The sequence below is a fragment of the Nonlabens spongiae genome (genome assembly GCF_002117125.1).
GTDB lineage: Bacteria > Bacteroidota > Bacteroidia > Flavobacteriales > Flavobacteriaceae > Nonlabens > Nonlabens spongiae.
On the sequence record NZ_CP019344.1, the window covers coordinates 2,320,737 to 2,337,237 of the forward strand.

The 16,501-nt window shown below is 41.9% G+C and carries 19 protein-coding genes and 1 tRNA gene; 5 read left to right on the top strand and 15 right to left on the bottom strand.

Features of this window, described 5'->3' with window-relative positions; all coding sequences use genetic code 11:
• Window positions 1–14 precede the first annotated feature (14 nt).
• From BST97_RS10680 to BST97_RS10715, 8 genes are all read right to left on the bottom strand, one after another.
• Window positions 15–728 carry a molecular chaperone DjiA gene (locus BST97_RS10680; protein ID WP_085767222.1) on the bottom strand — a complete coding sequence of 238 codons (714 nt, stop codon included), beginning with the start codon at window positions 726–728 and terminating at the stop codon, window positions 15–17.
• 197 nt (window positions 729–925) lie between these two features.
• Window positions 926–1,438 carry a DUF2480 family protein gene (locus BST97_RS10685; RefSeq protein WP_085767223.1) on the bottom strand — a complete coding sequence of 171 codons (513 nt, stop codon included), beginning with the start codon at window positions 1,436–1,438 and terminating at the stop codon, window positions 926–928.
• 5 nt (window positions 1,439–1,443) lie between these two features.
• On the bottom strand, window positions 1,444–1,764 hold the full coding sequence (locus BST97_RS10690; protein ID WP_157111620.1) for an iron-sulfur cluster assembly protein: 321 nt from the start codon (window positions 1,762–1,764) through the stop codon (window positions 1,444–1,446).
• A gap of 6 nt (window positions 1,765–1,770) precedes the next feature.
• Window positions 1,771–2,196, bottom strand: a complete 426-nt coding sequence (locus tag BST97_RS10695; protein WP_085767225.1) for a SufE family protein — start codon at window positions 2,194–2,196, stop codon at window positions 1,771–1,773.
• A gap of 2 nt (window positions 2,197–2,198) precedes the next feature.
• On the bottom strand, window positions 2,199–2,603 hold the full coding sequence (locus BST97_RS10700) for an META domain-containing protein (protein WP_085767226.1): 405 nt from the start codon (window positions 2,601–2,603) through the stop codon (window positions 2,199–2,201).
• A gap of 11 nt (window positions 2,604–2,614) precedes the next feature.
• A complete protein-coding gene (locus tag BST97_RS10705; RefSeq protein WP_085767227.1) occupies window positions 2,615–3,829 on the bottom strand; it encodes an aminotransferase class V-fold PLP-dependent enzyme in 1,215 nt (404 codons plus the stop codon).
• 61 nt (window positions 3,830–3,890) lie between these two features.
• Complete coding sequence (locus tag BST97_RS10710; RefSeq protein ID WP_157111622.1) at window positions 3,891–4,580, bottom strand: hypothetical protein; 690 nt, start codon at window positions 4,578–4,580, stop codon at window positions 3,891–3,893.
• Between the two features lie 12 nt (window positions 4,581–4,592).
• Complete coding sequence (locus tag BST97_RS10715) at window positions 4,593–5,636, bottom strand: ferredoxin--NADP reductase (RefSeq protein WP_085767229.1); 1,044 nt, start codon at window positions 5,634–5,636, stop codon at window positions 4,593–4,595.
• Between the two features lie 188 nt (window positions 5,637–5,824).
• On the opposite strand from BST97_RS10715, the gene BST97_RS10720 reads away from it, so the two are divergent.
• Together BST97_RS10720 and BST97_RS10725 are read left to right on the top strand one after the other, a co-directional pair.
• Window positions 5,825–7,309: a DUF5687 family protein gene (locus tag BST97_RS10720; RefSeq protein ID WP_085767230.1), complete on the top strand. Its 1,485-nt coding sequence runs from the start codon at window positions 5,825–5,827 to the stop codon at window positions 7,307–7,309.
• Window positions 7,310–7,435: 126 nt separating this feature from the next.
• Window positions 7,436–8,170: an ABC transporter ATP-binding protein gene (locus BST97_RS10725; RefSeq protein ID WP_085767231.1), complete on the top strand. Its 735-nt coding sequence runs from the start codon at window positions 7,436–7,438 to the stop codon at window positions 8,168–8,170.
• Window positions 8,171–8,451: 281 nt separating this feature from the next.
• Here BST97_RS10725 and BST97_RS10730 read toward each other — a convergent pair whose 3' ends face one another.
• The 3 genes from BST97_RS10730 to mce form a co-directional block, all read right to left on the bottom strand.
• The gene (locus BST97_RS10730) at window positions 8,452–8,748 is read right to left on the bottom strand and encodes a GIY-YIG nuclease family protein (RefSeq protein WP_085767232.1); all 297 of its coding nucleotides are present in this window, start codon (window positions 8,746–8,748) and stop codon (window positions 8,452–8,454) included.
• Between the two features lie 44 nt (window positions 8,749–8,792).
• Window positions 8,793–8,866 (bottom strand) — tRNA-Ile (locus BST97_RS10735).
• A 241-nt stretch (window positions 8,867–9,107) separates the two neighbouring features.
• Entirely contained in the window at window positions 9,108–9,515 is a 408-nt protein-coding gene (gene mce / locus BST97_RS10740; RefSeq protein WP_085767233.1) for a methylmalonyl-CoA epimerase, read from the bottom strand.
• A 104-nt stretch (window positions 9,516–9,619) separates the two neighbouring features.
• On the opposite strand from mce, the gene rbfA reads away from it, so the two are divergent.
• A complete protein-coding gene (rbfA, locus tag BST97_RS10745) occupies window positions 9,620–10,015 on the top strand; it encodes a 30S ribosome-binding factor RbfA (RefSeq protein WP_085767234.1) in 396 nt (131 codons plus the stop codon).
• Entirely contained in the window at window positions 10,015–11,235 is a 1,221-nt protein-coding gene (locus BST97_RS10750; RefSeq protein ID WP_085767235.1) for an ABC transporter permease, read from the top strand. Before rbfA ends, BST97_RS10750 begins: the two co-directional genes overlap by 1 nt.
• Here the strand turns inward: BST97_RS10750 and dusB are convergent.
• The 4 genes from dusB to BST97_RS10770 form a co-directional block, all read right to left on the bottom strand.
• On the bottom strand, window positions 11,220–12,212 hold the full coding sequence (gene dusB / locus BST97_RS10755; protein ID WP_085767236.1) for a tRNA dihydrouridine synthase DusB: 993 nt from the start codon (window positions 12,210–12,212) through the stop codon (window positions 11,220–11,222). The two genes, BST97_RS10750 and dusB, sit on opposite strands and share 16 nt — an antisense overlap.
• Window positions 12,213–12,274: 62 nt before the next feature.
• Entirely contained in the window at window positions 12,275–12,805 is a 531-nt protein-coding gene (locus BST97_RS10760; protein ID WP_085767237.1) for a DUF421 domain-containing protein, read from the bottom strand.
• Between the two features lie 401 nt (window positions 12,806–13,206).
• Complete coding sequence (locus BST97_RS10765) at window positions 13,207–14,751, bottom strand: glycine--tRNA ligase (protein WP_085767238.1); 1,545 nt, start codon at window positions 14,749–14,751, stop codon at window positions 13,207–13,209.
• A gap of 76 nt (window positions 14,752–14,827) precedes the next feature.
• On the bottom strand, window positions 14,828–15,709 hold the full coding sequence (locus tag BST97_RS10770; RefSeq protein ID WP_085767239.1) for a hypothetical protein: 882 nt from the start codon (window positions 15,707–15,709) through the stop codon (window positions 14,828–14,830).
• Between the two features lie 72 nt (window positions 15,710–15,781).
• On the opposite strand from BST97_RS10770, the gene BST97_RS10775 reads away from it, so the two are divergent.
• Window positions 15,782–16,450 (top strand): ComF family protein, encoded by a 669-nt coding sequence (locus BST97_RS10775; RefSeq protein WP_245833550.1) that lies wholly within the window; start codon window positions 15,782–15,784, stop codon window positions 16,448–16,450.
• The last annotated feature ends 51 nt before the right edge of the window (window positions 16,451–16,501 follow it).

The window sequence follows — 16,501 nt, forward strand, 5'->3', positions numbered from 1 at the left end:
GAACATTTTAGGGATCAGTTCATTCCACGTTCCTTCTGGATGGTCTCGTAAGCCTCTTGGACTTTTTGGAATTTTTGCTGCGCACCTTTTCTATAGGCTTCATCCATATCCATCAACTTATCGGGATGGTATTTCTTAGCCATGCGGCGGTAGGCTTTTTTGACTTCGTGATCAGGAACGGTCTTGTCAATTTCCAGGATTTTGTAGGCATTGTCCTGATCTTTGACAAACATGGCCTTAATGGAAATAAAATCCCTTTGAGCCAGTCGTAAATAACCCGCTATGTTTTCCAGAACCCGTACCTCTGGATCGCTTACGTGTCCATCAGCTTGAGCAATGCCAAATAGGAAGTGTAATATCTGAAGACGCGACTCGTATCTGGTTCTGGCGTTTAAATATTGGCAGATTCTAGCGGCATTTACCTCACGCTTTTTTACAACGTCATTAAACGTTCTAAAGATAGCATTGGCTCTTTCTCTACCGTACGAACTCACAAAATACTGACGTACGTAATTCAGTTCTGTCTGGCTCACCTTACCATCGGCCTTTATGACGACTGAGGTGAGAGAAAGTAGATTCAGCTCAAAATCTTGCGGACTCACATTTACACTACGCCTATACCTGTCCTGCCCCATAGATTGATAGGTGTCACGTGGTGAGCTATCTATAAAAGAAGTGTATATCCAGCGCAGGATAAAAAACAGAACGATGTAACCTAGAAAAGACATGAATTAATTTACAGAATGTGGATAGTCAATAGGTATGCCGAGATGGGGACATGACATTCAAACAAACAATATTCTTTTTATATCAAACAATTCTTCAATTGCAATCACTTAACACCCCTTGTCCTGCGGACATTCCCCTCGAGGGGAAAGAGAGGTTTGGTTGATACGAGAACCCTGACTTAAACGTGACACTTTGTCTAATTTTTCTTCTTTTTAAACACGGGAACGCTGGAACAAGCTTCTCCATACATGACTGAGCGCGCCACTTTCTGCAGTTTTTCCGTAATCATCATGTACGCCGATATGGGAACCGGTTTGTTAGAACAACCTTTGATGATTACAGGCAATCCTTCAAATTCAGAAACGTCCAGATCGTTGATGATCTCTTGATGCAAAATGGTTTCTAAATCTTCAAGGGAGCCATAAACTACTTTTTTAGCAACACCGGTAAGTTGTGATTGGAGCAACATCCACGCCCACTGCGGGATGATCGCATCTGTACTGCAATTTATGGCAACGTAATGATCTTGATATGCAGTGAAGTCTGTTGTTTTTATGCTTTCGCGAAAGCGGGATTCTACCAGCACTATTCCCTCCATCAACCATTGAGATATATCAATGACCGAGCGCTGACCTGCAGGATAAAAATCCTCTAGATCAAAGGTTTTGAGTTTGGAACTCGCTACACGATTAATGATTTCTTCTGCCATGATGCCTACAGCATTCCTAATTCTAGTTTTGCCTCCTCACTCATCAAATCTTTGTTCCAAGGCGGGTCAAAGGTGATTTCTACTTCAGCATCATTTACTTCTTTAAGACTTTTTACCTTTTCCTCAACTTCCAGCGGTAGGGTTTCAGCCACGGGACAGTTAGGTGAGGTAAGCGTCATGAGTATCTTCACGTCTGCATCGCTGCTGACCATGACGTCATAAATCAAGCCCAGTTCATAAATATCTACGGGAATTTCAGGGTCAAAAATGGATTTGAGCACCTTTACAACCTTTTCCCCTATTACTTGTCCATCTACTTCTTCCATAATGTTTTAGTTAAGCTGTGCTTGATAAGCCACAGCGTACATTTTAAGTTGTTTGATCATTGACACCAATCCGTTTGCTCGGGTGGGTGACAAATGCTCCTTCAAACCGATCTCATCTATAAAACCGGTATCAGCGGCGATGATATCAGCAGGTTTTTGTCCCGACCATGCGCGTACCAAAATTGCGATGATTCCTTTAGTAATGATCGCATCACTATCTGCCGTAAAAACGACTTTTTCATCTTCTAATTCTGCGTTTACCCAGACTTTAGACTGGCAACCCTTGATGATTTTATCTTCTGTTTTGTATTGCTCATCAATTAGTGGCAAGCTCTTGCCTAGATCAATCATGTATTCATAGCGCTGCATCCAGTCGTCAAACATGGTAAACTCATCGATGATTTCTTCTTGTATTTCTTGAATACTCGCCATAGTTATTTGTCTTCTGCTTTTGTAGCCTTGATGATGATCTTTCCAGACTCATTCATCATATGGAGTTCACCTTGTGAAAATCTGTAGCTTTTTACATTGGCTAATTGTTCCATATAGGCTCTCTCGATGTCACGTTTTTCTTGGCAGTACATTTTTGTGGACATGATAGGTCCTACCTCGATATTGTTGCTGCCAGCGTTTGTAATATCTGCGCCATAGGTGTTGCAAGAGTTGTTACCTCCTACTCTCAAACCCTCTTGATTCTCTATGTTCAAGGTGATGCCGTGACCTGACATGTCCTCACCAGAAACCTCGATCACATTATAATTCCCTTCAAGATTTTTCTCCTCGCAGGAAATTAGGCTTAAGCTTAGTATCAAAACAAGACTCTTAATTGCATTTTTCATAATGATGTTATTTAGGACAACATGATAACTGCTCGTTGCAAAGCCTGTACCATGACGTCTATTTCTTCTTTGGTATTGTAAAAGGCAAAACTGGCTCGTATGGTTCCCGGAATCTGATAACGATCCATAACCGGTTGGGCACAATGATGCCCAGTGCGTACAGCTATTCCTAGTTTATCCACGATAGTCCCCAAATCATAAGGATGGATATTACCCACATTAAAACTGATTACCGCTGCCTTCTTGTCTACATCGCCATAAATTACCGCACCGTCAATCTCTTTGATTTTTTGGGTTCCGTATTTTAGGAGCTCATCTTCATAAGCCGCGATATTTTCCATCCCTACTGATTCTAGATAATCGACCGCTGCTCCAAGGGCAATACCTCCAGCGATATTAGGGGTTCCCGCTTCAAATTTATGAGGCAAACCCGCATAAGTGGTATGTTCAAAAGTGACTTGATCGATCATCTCACCACCGCCTTGATAAGGAGGCAATCTATCCAACAGTTCTTCTTTACCGTATAAGATACCGATTCCCGTAGGACCACACATTTTGTGACCTGCCATAGTGTAAAAATCGGCGTCCAAGGCTAGAACATCTACTTTCATGTGCCCGCAGGATTGCGCGCCGTCGATCAATACTAAAGCTTTGTGTTCATGAGCCTTCTCTATGATTTCCTCAATGGGATTTTGAACACCGAGCGCATTGGAAATATGGTTTACGACCACGAAAGCGGTTTTTGAGTTCAAGATTTTCGCGAAAGCGTCCATATCCAACTCGCCATTATCCAGAACGGGAATCACTTTAAGCGTTGCTCCCACCCGCTCGCACAACATTTGCCAAGGAACAATATTTGAGTGATGTTCTACCGCGCTCACAATAACCTCATCGCCTTCTTTTACAAAAACGTGTGCGCCAGAGGCAACCGCATTTATACTGTGCGTATTCCCTGAAGTAAAAAGCGTTTGCTTGGTTTCAGGAATATTGAAAAAAGCCCTCACTTTCTCACGAGCCTCCTCAAAAAGATCTGTCGCCTCCTGACTGAGTGCATGAACGCCACGATGGATATTTGCGTTGTATTGCGTGTAATACTCGGTGATTTTATCGATTACCTGTCGCGGTTTTTGCGAGGTTGCTGCGTTATCAAAATAAACCAATGGATGACCATTCACCTTGCGGTTGAGTATGGGAAAATCGGCTCGTATTTTATTGATATCTAGCATAGGTACAAAGGTAGGGAATGGGGATGAGGGATAGGATTTTAGTTTATTAAGAATTTGGTTTTTATAATTTTTCCGTGGCTTGATTCAGATTGAGATACAAATAGGCTAGATCTCCTTTTAGTTCAATAAATTTTCCAGTATTGAAACCGATATTTAAGGTGGTTCCGTTACTTTGAGAAGTGGACACATTTCCACTACCTAATGCATAAAAAATAACAGGTTGATCTTGCACCCATTGATGATATACTGTCATACCCGTGAAGCCACCCTTATTGATTTTAATTTTCTCACCTTTTGGGATCTCATATCTGAAAAATTTATCGGATTCTAAAATGATTTTTTCTCGATTGATTTTAAACTTTTGAGTTCTAGAATCGTTTCCTAAAAAATAGAGAACATTTGTTTCTCCATGTGAGTTGTTTTGCTCCAAATCTTTTAAACTAACTGCATAGAGGTCCATTGTAACAGATATACTCTCATTTTTGTTTGTAAAGTTTTTCAGTTTGAAGGCATTTGCTGAAAAATCATTTGCAGATGATTGCAAACCATTCACTACCTCATTGAAATTAGAGGCGACAACTTGCACCGTGCCAACAAGGTGATAGCTATCCAGATCGGTTTTCTCATGAATAAACGAGAGTCCGCGTTCTTTTATATTCGGAATACTATCTGATTTGTGGATTATTTTTATTTCTTGTCCCGAGGCAAATGCCATCAAAAAACAAAATATAGTGGAGTGAAATAGTTTCATATTATTAATATTTTAAGCCTCATCAAAATTCAACCGCACCTTAGCCGATTTAGGGTAAGCCTGGCATGCCAGGGAATAGCCTTCTTCGAGCTCGCCGTCTGTGAGTATTGAGTTTTTCGCCAACATCACATCACCTTCTTCGATCAGACAAATACAAGAGCTGCAAATACCGCCCTGGCAAGAGTAAGGCGCGTCTATATCGTTGCGGAGCATGACGTCGAGCAAGTTCTCGTCCCTTTTCATGGTAAATGACATCTCTTCATCGTCCAGAACGACTTCTATTTCAGACAGGTGACTGTCCTCGGTGATTTCAACTTTTGCGTCGCTTGCTGAAAATAACTCAAACTTGATTTCATCTTTCGGCAGATACTCTTTTTCAACCAGATTATCAGTTACCTCATGAATCATTTCTTCTGGTCCGCACAAAAAAGCAGTATCAAATTCCCAGCCTTTGCAGTCTTGCTTTAAAAAGAAATTGAGGTTCCCTCTATTGATTCTCCCAAATAACGCTTCGTCCCGTTCTTCTCGACTAAAACAGTATTTGAGAATAAACCGATCTGGATAAGCATCTTTTAGATCATTGAGTTGCTCGTAATATATGGTTTGCGCAACGCTTTGATTTCCGTAAATCAACGCAACTTTATGTTCTGCCGAACTCTTTAGGGCACTCTTTACAATAGAAATTATCGGAGTAATACCGCTTCCAGCAGCAACGGCAAGAAAGGTTTTTGATTCAGCTGATTCTTCTAAGACAAACAAGCCCTCAGGAGCGGCAACAGCCAGCATTTCACCAGCTTTCAATTTCATCGCGTAATTTGAAAACACTCCGTGCTCCACCTGTTTTACCACCACGCTAATCCCAGCATCACCACTGGTACTCGAGATGCTGTAGGCTCTGCGTACTTCGCTACCGTTGATGTCTGCTTTTAGAGTTAGATACTGACCTGAGGTGTACTTGAACTCGTCAGCTAGTTCTGACGGAATATCAAACCAGATTTCTACGGCTTGAGGTGTGACTCTGGTAACTTCTTTTATTGTAAGGTTATGGAAAATCATATCGCTTTTTCAATGGTTGCAAAAATAAAGAACCTATAGCGAGTAGGTCGTAATAGCAGCAGACAAGGTCTTAAAATGATCTTAAAGATTCTTTTAGTAACAAGTTCAATTCTTCAACAAAAAACATAATTTTAGTTTTTTGTAACATTTTATGAATCAAGATCACTAACCTAAAAACTACCCGATCCATGTTCAAATATTTCATCAGTCTAGAGTGGAAGAGTTTTTTTAGATCTGCCGCTTTCAAGCAAAACCTATTCTTTAAAATTTTTATTGGATTTTTTGCCGTTCTATTTTTAATAGAATTTGCCTTCATAGGCGCTGGAAGCTATTATCTAATTGAAAATGGAATAGAAGACGGCGATCTCGTGGCACGTAATCCGTTTAGGTTGGTCAATCGGTTTTTAATCTACTGGTTTGCTACAGATCTTATCATGCGATATTTCTTTCAAAAAATGCCGGTGACCAATATTAAGCCGCTTCTTTATTTGCCGTTTTCTAAAAGCAAGATCGTAAAATATGCACTTGCCAAAACCAGTATTTCCTTCTTCAACATTTTACCGGCTTTCTTTTTTGTGCCGTTCAGCGTCGTGTTGCTCATAGAGGGATATGATCCCATAGGCGTTTTAGGCTGGCATCTTGCTGCGTTGGGTATTACCTATTCCTTCAATTTCCTGAACATTTTCCTTAACAATTCAGACAAGATCTTTTACCCCATCGCTGCGATTGTGGTGGCAGCAGCTTTTGCGCAGTATCAAGGCTATTTTGATATCACCGTCTATACGGCACCTATTTTTGACTTTTTCTTTGATCAGCCGTGGAGCTGTTTGATCCCGCTGGGGATTGCAGTAGTATTCTGTGCAGTGGCTTACCGCTATTTCCTAGGTGAGCTTTATCTGGACGGCGGTTTAAGCATCAAAGCCGAAGAAGCCAGCTCTGAAAACCTCGATTTTCTAGATCGCTTCGGAAAAATTTCTACCTATTTAAAGAACGACATCAAGCTCATCAAGCGTAATAAAAGGGCTCGTACGACTTTTATCATGGGTTTCTTTTTTATCCTATATGGACTACTCTTTACAACCGGACTTTACGGTGACAGTAGCTTTGGGAAAATTTTTGCTGCGCTGTTCTGTACGGGAGGATTTCTGTTCAGTTTTGGTGGGCTGGTTCCATCGTGGGACAGCAGCTATTTCAAGCTCATGATGTCCCAAAACATTCCCTATCGAGAATATTTGCTGAGCAAGTGGTGGCTCATGGTTATTGTAACAGCCATCAGTACGGTTTTGAGCGTGTGGTACGTATATTTTGGGATCGAGTGGTTGTATGCGATACTCGCAGGATCCATTTACAACATCGGGCTCAATGCGTCTGTTGTTTTGCTCAGTGGCGCATTTGTCAAGACTCCTATAGACTTGACCAGCAACAAGAAAGCCTTTGGTGATTCTAAAGCTTTTAACGTCAAGACTCTCTTGCTAGTCATCCCTAAAATGGTGCTGCCGATCGGGATTTACTACGCATTTGCGCTTCCGTTCAACAGCGAGGCTGGTTTCATCGCCATTGCAGCTACGGGTTTACTGGGGCTTGCTTTCAGGAACTTGATGTTTAAATGGATTGAGAATATTTACAAAAATGAAAAGTACGATACCATAGCGGCTTACGCACAGAAGGATTGATAGTGCTACTCTGTAAAGAAACAAGAGTCAAGAAACAAGAAATAAGACGATAGCATATTTGCTTGATTAATTAAATAAAAATCTCGCTTTCGCGAAAGCGGGAACACAACAGAAACAATACAAGATATGATCACGATTAAAAATCTTAGCAAACAATACACGGATGTGAAAGTTCTGGACATCGATCATCTGGAGATCAATACGGGTGGAGCGATAGGTCTGGTAGGAAATAATGGTGCGGGTAAAACGACCCTATTTTCCCTACTGCTTGATCTTATTGAGCCCACAACGGGTCATATCGTTTCAAACGGAGTACGTGTGGATGAGAGCGAAGACTGGAAACCGTTTACCAGCGCATTTGTGGATGAGAGCTTTCTCATAGGCTACCTCACGCCAGAAGAATACCTCTATTTTATAGGAGAGCTGCGCAACATGGATAAGGCAGCCGTGGATCAAGTCATTGCCGATTTCTCTGATTTCTTCAACGGTGAGGCGCTGGGGCAAAAGAAATACCTGCGCGATCTTTCTAAAGGAAACCAGAAAAAGGTAGGGATCGTTGCGGCGCTTTTGGGAAATCCCAGCGTAGTGATTCTTGATGAGCCATTTGCCAATCTTGATCCTTCCACACAAATACGCCTCAAAAAAATCATCAAGCAACTTGCTGATGATCCTAAAGTCACCGTACTCGTTTCCAGCCACGACCTCGTCCACGTTACTGAAGTCGCACAACGCGTCGTGTTGTTAGAAAAGGGCAAAGTAGTTAAAGACATCGTCAAGACTGAAGGTACATTCCATGAGCTGGAGACCTACTTTAAGGGAATTTCTGAATCTTATGCGCCGGTGATGGCTGAGGAAGAGTGATGGCGTAACTGCTTCATTTAAAAACATCTCATATCAGTAAGGGCAGATTTAAATCTGCCCTTACTGATATAAAAACCCTCCACCGATACGTTAAAGCTTCAGTAGGCCCGCATGTGCTTGCCTCGACTACCCTCGGCATAAACTTCTTGCCAAGCTGGGAATATTAATTTGACTGTAAATTTCTTGGAAATAAAAAAGACCCTAGCTTTTGCTAAGGTCTTCGTTGTGGGCCCACCTGGGCTCGAACCAGGGACTTTCTGTCCCGATAGCTATCGGGAGAGTCAGATATCTCTTGTTTGTTTAATTACTCTTTGTCTCATATCTTCATACTTAAGAAGATTCTGAATGTATTTTCTGCTCTTCATGCTCTTGATTTTTCGTTCTAGCCTAATGGAATGGGCATAGTCTTCGCATTCCAAACGCAGGATCAACTTCCAGTCGCTTGTTTGAGATGTAAATCTTTGAGATCCATATTTGCCTGAATTATGAGCAAGAACTCTATCGTTCAGTTTTTTATGACAAGCACCTATATAATATTTATTCAATTTTTCACTTTCTAGAATGTAAGTCCATGCCATTGGGTAAAAATAAAAAAAGCTCCAACAATACGTTGAAGCTTTTGTGGGCCCACCTGGGCTCGAACCAGGGACTTTCTGATTATGAGTCAGATACTCTAACCAACTGAGTTATAGGCCCTATTCTATAATCTCATTTATTTAGTGACCGAAAATTAAAAGCAGCCAAGTATTTTAAACCTAAACATCAAAGAAATCACTATAGCGTTTCTTAATTAGTTCCGTTAGGACTTTCTGTCCCGATAGCTATCGGGAGAGTCAGATACTCTAACCAACTGAATTATAGGCCCGATAAGAGATTCCTACAGGATGCTCTCATCTAAAAAGTCTGCAAATTTAAGATTTAAATGCTCACCCGCAAATTATTCAGCGATTTCCTGACATAATTCTACCAGAACTCCGTTACTAGACTTAGGATGAACAAAGGCGATAAGTTTATTATCAGCGCCTTTTTTGGGTTGCTCGTTTAGAATCTGGAACCCTTCTTTTTTGAGTCGCTCCAGCTCTGCATGGATGTCCTCCACAGCAAATGCCACATGGTGAATCCCCTCGCCCTTTTTCTCAATAAACTTGGCGATCGCGCTGTCATCGCTTGTGGCAGCTAAGAGTTCGATTTTGTTTTCACCACTTTTAAAAAAACTGGTGGTGACGTTTTCGCTCGTGACCGCTTCTTCTTTATAAGGTGGCCTGCCCAAAAGTTTTGTATAGGTCTCGTTTGCCCGCGCCAGATCACGCACCGCGATTCCCAAGTGCTCTATTTTCCCAAACATAAGAAGTCTTTAGTTTCAAAAATAATAGGAAACTGCCGCCCGCCCAATCGATTATTGAGATAAAGCCCAAACGGCAACAACCTTCCTTTTAGTAACTTTGCACCATGGAAGAAAGCAACAGACAGAAGAAAATTGCAGGGATATTGCAAGAAGATATGAGCTCCGTCATCCAAGAGGTGATGCGTAAAAACGGTGTCAAAAACCTGATCATATCTGTCACAAAGGTAACCGTGACACCTGATCTGGGCTATGCAAAAGTCTTCCTTTCTGTTTTTCCGGCTGATAAAGCCAAGCAAATCGTCCAAGAAATCAAGGATATGAGCGGTCAGATCAGGCATGAGATCGCCAGCCGTGTGCGCCATCAGTTCCGTCGCATGCCAGAGCTACAATTTCACAACGATGACTCGCTGGAATACATGGACACCATCGACCGGGAGCTCAAAGGCGAAAACAATCCTATCGTGAATCCAGACATTCTACCCAGACGCAAAAAATCTTAGTGAATTTTTCCCTCTACATCGCTAGGCGCTACCTGGTTTCAAAAAATGGTCGCAACGCGATCAACATCATCAATATCCTCAGTTTCATCATCACGATCATCGGCACGACGGCGCTGTTTATCGTGCTTTCGGGATTTTCTGGACTCAAGGATTTCAGCACCAGTTTTTCCAGTTACTTTGATCCGGATCTCAGAGTATCCAGCTATGAGGGAAAGAGTGTGGAGGTTCCGCTTTCGCGAAAGCGAGATCTTCAACAAATACCGGGAGTCGAAGCGGTCAGTCTGACCATAGAAGAAAAGGTGTTCTTGAGTTATGAGGATAAAAATGAGATTGCATTCATAAAAGGAGTGGATGAGAGTTTTTCTCAAATCATCCCAACCGATTCTATTTTGCTCTATGGTACCTGGCTTACTGATAGTGATATGCAGATCGTAGCCGGTAGCGCGATTGCTTCAAAATTATCACTCACAGTCAGTAATTATGGATCGTTCTTACAAGTCATGGTTCCCAAACCGGGTCGTGGTGCCATTAACGAGCTGAACATTAACCGAGCTTTCATCTCAATGGATATGGTCGCTACGGGAATTTTCACGGTCAACGTGGAAAGCATCGATAGCAAATACATTTTTACCCGTCTCGACGCAGCGCAGAACCTGCTCAACTACCCTGAAGAAAAAGCTACTGCCGTAGAAATCAAACTCCTCCCAACAGCCAATGAGGATAAAGTGCGTGAGGAAATTGAAAAGTTATTTGACGAGCAAGTCGTGATCAAGAATAAATACCAAATGAACGACGCGCTCTACAAGATGCTGAATTCTGAAAATCTTGCGGTGTATCTGATTTTTACTTTGGTATTGATTATTGCTTTGTTCAATGTCGTCGGGAGTATCATCATGATGATTTTGGACAAGAAAAAGAACCTCAAAACCCTGCTCGATCTAGGTGCAGAGGTTACTACCCTACGGAAGGTCTTCTTCATTCAAGGATCACTCATGACCGTTACTGGCGGAATCATAGGAATCGTGATAGGAACCTTTTTTGTGTATTCTCAGATCGAGTACCAGTACATCTATATTGCGCCAGGAATTCCCTATCCTTTTGCGTTGCAATGGGAAAACTTTGTCATCTCATTCATGACGATTGCCGTATTAGGAATCATTGCTAGTTATATAGGCTCACGACGTATCAACGATCGCTTGCTGGCTCAGGCAAAACTATAATCACCAAATTCCTGTAGCACCTCATCAAAAGCAGCGAAAACTCCCTCAGGATCATCGCTGGTGACCATTTTCATGCGGTATTGTTTGAAGTTGGGAATACCTTTAAAGTAATTGGTATAATGGCGACGAGTTTCAAAAACGCCTAGTTGCTCACCTTTCCAGTCGATAGCCATTTGTAAGTGCCTACGGGCTACTTCTACACGTTCTTTCATCGTAGGTTTTTCCATGTGTGTGCCATTTTCAAAGAAGTGCTTCACCTCTCTAAAAAACCAGGGATAGCCTATACTGGCTCTACCTATCATCGCTCCATTCAGGCCATATTTGTCACGCATCTCGACAGCACGTTCAGGCGTGTTCACATCACCATTCCCAAAAACTGGAATGTGCATGCGTGGATTGTTCTTGACTTCGGCAATAGGTGCCCAATCGGCATCGCCTTTATACATCTGTGCGCGAGTACGACCATGAATGGAAATCGCTTTGATTCCTACATCCTGAAGGCGCTCGGCCACCTCAACGATTCTGATGTTATCGTGATCCCATCCAAGACGTGTTTTTACGGTTATGGGAAGTTTTGTGTGCTTTACCATGGCTTCGGTAAGAGAAACCATCAAATCAACATCCTTGAGAATTCCTGCACCGGCACCTTTAGAAACTACCTTTTTAACGGGACAACCAAAATTGATATCAATGATATCTGGATTAGTACGCTCCACAATCTCCACAGACTGCAGCATAGAATCGAGATTCGCACCAAAAATTTGAATTCCCACAGGACGCTCCGTCTCGTAGATATCGAGCTTCATTGTGCTTTTTGCCGCATCGCGTATGAGTCCTTCACTAGAGATAAATTCTGTGTAAACGACGTCAGCACCATTTTCCTTACACAACGTACGGAAAGGTGGATCGCTCACATCTTCCATAGGCGCAAGCAAAAGCGGGAAATCAGGCAATTCTATATCGGCAATCTTTACCATTTTGCAAAGGTAGCTTATGATTTGAATTTAAAATAAAGAGTTTCTGTATCCCAAAAAAAGCTTCAGGGCTTTTCTCTTACTCCATCGAGAAGCTTCTCATTTAATCGTTCATCAGAATCTGCTGAAGATTTATGCAACACAGATATGTCACCCGTGGATTCTAGAACCACCGCAAACACCTGATCGAAATTCAGCACATTTGCCTCGCGCAGTTTGGCAATAAGCTGAGTTCTTTCAATGCGGCCATGTGCAAGATTGTCTTCGAGAATTTCATTTCCTTTCATCAATAAAAGAGGTTTGTTTGATATAGCACTGCTCAATGCTGGTATTTTGCGTTGAAGAAATGAGAAAATCCAAGTAAGAAGTAATAAACTGCCTATCGCCACACTTCCATAAACTATGGATGTTTTACTCGTTAATGTAGAGGATATAATGCTACCTATCGCAACAGTAAAGGCAAAATCATAAGCGGTAAACTTTGCAAATGACCTTAATCCAATAATTCTTGTAAAAACAATTACAACAATAAATATTAAGAAACTGCCCACTAAGGTTTCCCACAACGGGTCACCACTTTTGTATATCCAATCCATGTTTTTTGATTTAGAACCCTAAACTAGTTTAAATCAAAATGGATTAGTTATAAGACTATGGTAAATAGTGTGTTCTGAAAACAGAACTTCATGTAAAGAAAATCGCATTTTCTTATCACGTTTCGATAACGTGTAAAGATTTTTCAATTTTCTTTACACGTTGTGTGATGATTTGAGGAGTCGCTGTGAACTTAAGGTCGTAATTGCAAAGGTTTTGAATCAGAGATCAGAAACGACAAAGTTTTAATTCTATCTCGATTGTGCCACTGTGTGCTACTGGTCCATTTAAACTAGAGCTTATTTTCCTTAGAAAAGTCCGCCAGTCATCGTGCAACCCACGGTTGGTGAAAAGCGGTTAAAACAAACGGTCAAGAGCTATTCTGAATTCAACTTTCTGAATTCTAAATTCGCTGGAGCCATTCCTTCATACTTACTCGACTTTCCAGATAGTTTCTGAGATCTTTAATCGCAACGCGCTCCTGCGTCATGCTATCTCGATCACGTACGGTAACCGCTTGATCTTCTTTGGTATCGTGATCGATTGTAACACAGTAAGGCGTTCCAGCCGCATCTTGTCTACGGTAGCGACGGCCTATAGCGTCTTTTTCATCGTACTGAACCTTGAGAGACCACTTGAGATCGTCTATAATTTCTTGAGCGATTTCTGGGAGTCCATCTTTCTTTAGCAAGGGTAAGATTGCTGCTTTTACCGGTGCTAACACCGCAGGAATTTTCAGAACGGTACGCTCGCTCCCATCTTCTAACTGCTCATCTTCCAGAGCGCTTGAGAAAACGGCAAGGAACATCCTATCCAAACCTATAGAAGTCTCGATCACGTAAGGAACGTAGTTTTTATTTTCCTCATGATCAAAAAACTGCAACTTTTTGCCACTGTGCTCCTCGTGTGCCTTGAGGTCAAAATCAGTTCTAGAGTGAATTCCTTCCAGCTCTTTAAAACCAAACGGGAAATCAAACTCAATATCTGTCGCGGCGTTTGCGTAGTGGGCAAGCTTCTCATGATCGTGGAAACGATACAGTTTTTCATCGATTCCCAGCGATTTGTGCCATGCCATGCGCTTTTCCTTCCATACCTCAAACCATTCCAACTCTGTACCAGGTTTTACAAAGTATTGCATCTCCATCTGTTCAAACTCCCGCTGGCGGAAGATAAACTGACGCGCTACGATCTCATTCCTGAACGCCTTACCAGTTTGAGCGATCCCAAATGGAATCTTCATCCTACCCGTTTTCTGAACATTCAAGAAATTGACAAAAATTCCTTGGGCCGTTTCTGGTCTCAAATAAAGATCTGTTGCGGTATCTGCGCTGGCACCTAGTTTTGTACCAAACATGAGATTAAACTGGCGCACATCGGTCCAGTTTTTTGATCCAGTTTCTGGATCTGCAATTCCCAGTTCTTCGATGAGTGCCTTCACTCCTGCTAGATCTTCTGCCTCCAGCAAACGAGCGAGTCGCTCCACAGGTTCCTGAGCTTTTTTGAGATATCCCATCACTCGCGGATTAGTCTCACGATACATATCTGCATCAAAAGAGTCGCCAAATCGCTTTGCAGCCTTTGCCACTTCTTTTTCGGCTTTTTGACGGTATTTTTCTGCGTAGTCTTCTACCAGCACATCAGCGCGGTAGCGTTTTTTACTGTCTTTATTATCGATCAAAGGATCATTGAAGGCATCCACGTGACCGCTCGCCTTCCAGGTCGTAGGATGCATAAAGATGGCTGCATCTATTCCCACAATATCCTGGTTGAGCTGTGTCATCGCGCGCCACCAGTATTCACGTATGTTGCGCTTGAGCTCAGCACCATTCTGACCGTAGTCATAGACCGCTTGTAATCCATCGTAGATTTCGCTGGACTGGAACACATAACCGTATTCCTTTGCGTGTGAGAGTACCTTCTTGAACTTGTCTTGATTGTTATTTGCCATAGCCGCAAAAATAGAAAAAGCTGTTGCTTGAGAAGATGATTATTGAATATTTCGCTTTCGCGAAAGCGAGATATCTCTACCTAAGCGATACCACTTGAGTGGCTAGTCTTTCACTATCCCTAAAAAGGTTGATGCGGTAATTTCCTGACTCTCGCATTTCTTTAGGCAGATCGATCATTTCACAAATCTTAAGTTCCTCACCTTTATAGTTGAACTGGACTTCTTTTGAATAAGTGAGTTCTTGATCGCCAAATTTGATCTTCTTCCTTGCACCTACCACATTGTTTTCTGGATTGATGATTTGAAGATAAAGGGTCTGAACTCCTTGTTCTGCAAGAGTGTTGTTTGGCAAGGTGAAGCAAGTGTTCAAAGCATCCACTCTACGTGCGCGGTCGTTTTCTACCTGTCTTCCCGAGCTGCGTACAATATAGGATTTGGTCTCAAAGTTTACCGGCATCAGTACTGCCGCTTTATTCATGTTGTCTGTGAGCATGTTAATGGAATCGCTCTTTTTGATACTGGTAATGACCTCTGTGTTGAGAACTTGAAGTGTACTGTCGTTTTTAGCAACCAGCTGGGCATTTTCACTTTTTAGAACGGCAAGTTCTTCTCTCAACTCGTCCCTTTCCACCTTGATTTTGGCAAACTCACGACGCAGTTTTGCGAGTAATTCAACGCTTCCCTCAAGCCTGTCCACACTGTCGACTAATCTATTGATGCGCTCGCGGGCGTCTTCAAGATCGTTTGAAAGTAATGTTCCTTTTTCAAGCTCTAGGGCATATTCATTTGAAATATTGTCCAGCTCCTTTTGAATTTCCATCTTCTCGTCAGTCAGCGCTTCCATGATATCCTCATTTTCATTAAATGTGGAATAGCTCCAGATGGCAAGAGCGGCGAGCATAAGAATAAGTACCACTACAAGAACTTTGTAAATACGATTATCGCTGGAAGATGTCATGCGTGATCTTTTTATATTTATACAAAAGTAAGAATTTTGATCGCGCTCATAAAGAACTCATTCAGTGACCTGATGCACCTCTTTTATCCTGAGGTTTGTCAAGGTTGCAGCACTTCGCTTTTTAAAGGTGAAAATGTGTTGTGTTTTACTTGTAAGGCTCAGCTGCCTATCGCATATCAACATCTAGATGCAGATGACAAGGTCAAGGAACTTTTTTATGGGCGTACTGAAATTGCTCATGCTCGTAGTTTGTTTTTCTATGAAAAAATCGGGATTGTCCAGCAGCTGACCCATGCGTTAAAATATCAGGGACAAGAACAAATAAGCAGCTACTTGGGTAAAATGATGTCTGAACACATGAAAACTGACCCGGGATTTCAAAAAGTGACTCATGTGCTCCCAGTTCCTGTGCACCCCAAACGCTTGAAGAAACGCGGCTATAATCAGGTGGATGGTTTTGGAAAAGAGATCGCAAAAGCCCTTAATGCCAAATATTTACCGAACCTACTCGTTAAGACTAAAAATACAATCAATCAGGCCAAGCTGGGTCAGGTGAAACGTAGTGATGAAACTAAATCTATCTACACTTTGAATGAACCGGAACGAATTCCTGAAGGTACGCACCTTCTCATCGTAGATGACGTTATCACAACGGGAACTACTTTAAGCTTATGTACTCGCGAGCTGCAAAACATTCAAGGTATCAAACTTTACGTAGCCACTATGTCAATATCTATTTAAGCCAGCTAACCGCAATTAAATTCAAGACCTTAACTTGCACTTGAAATGAAA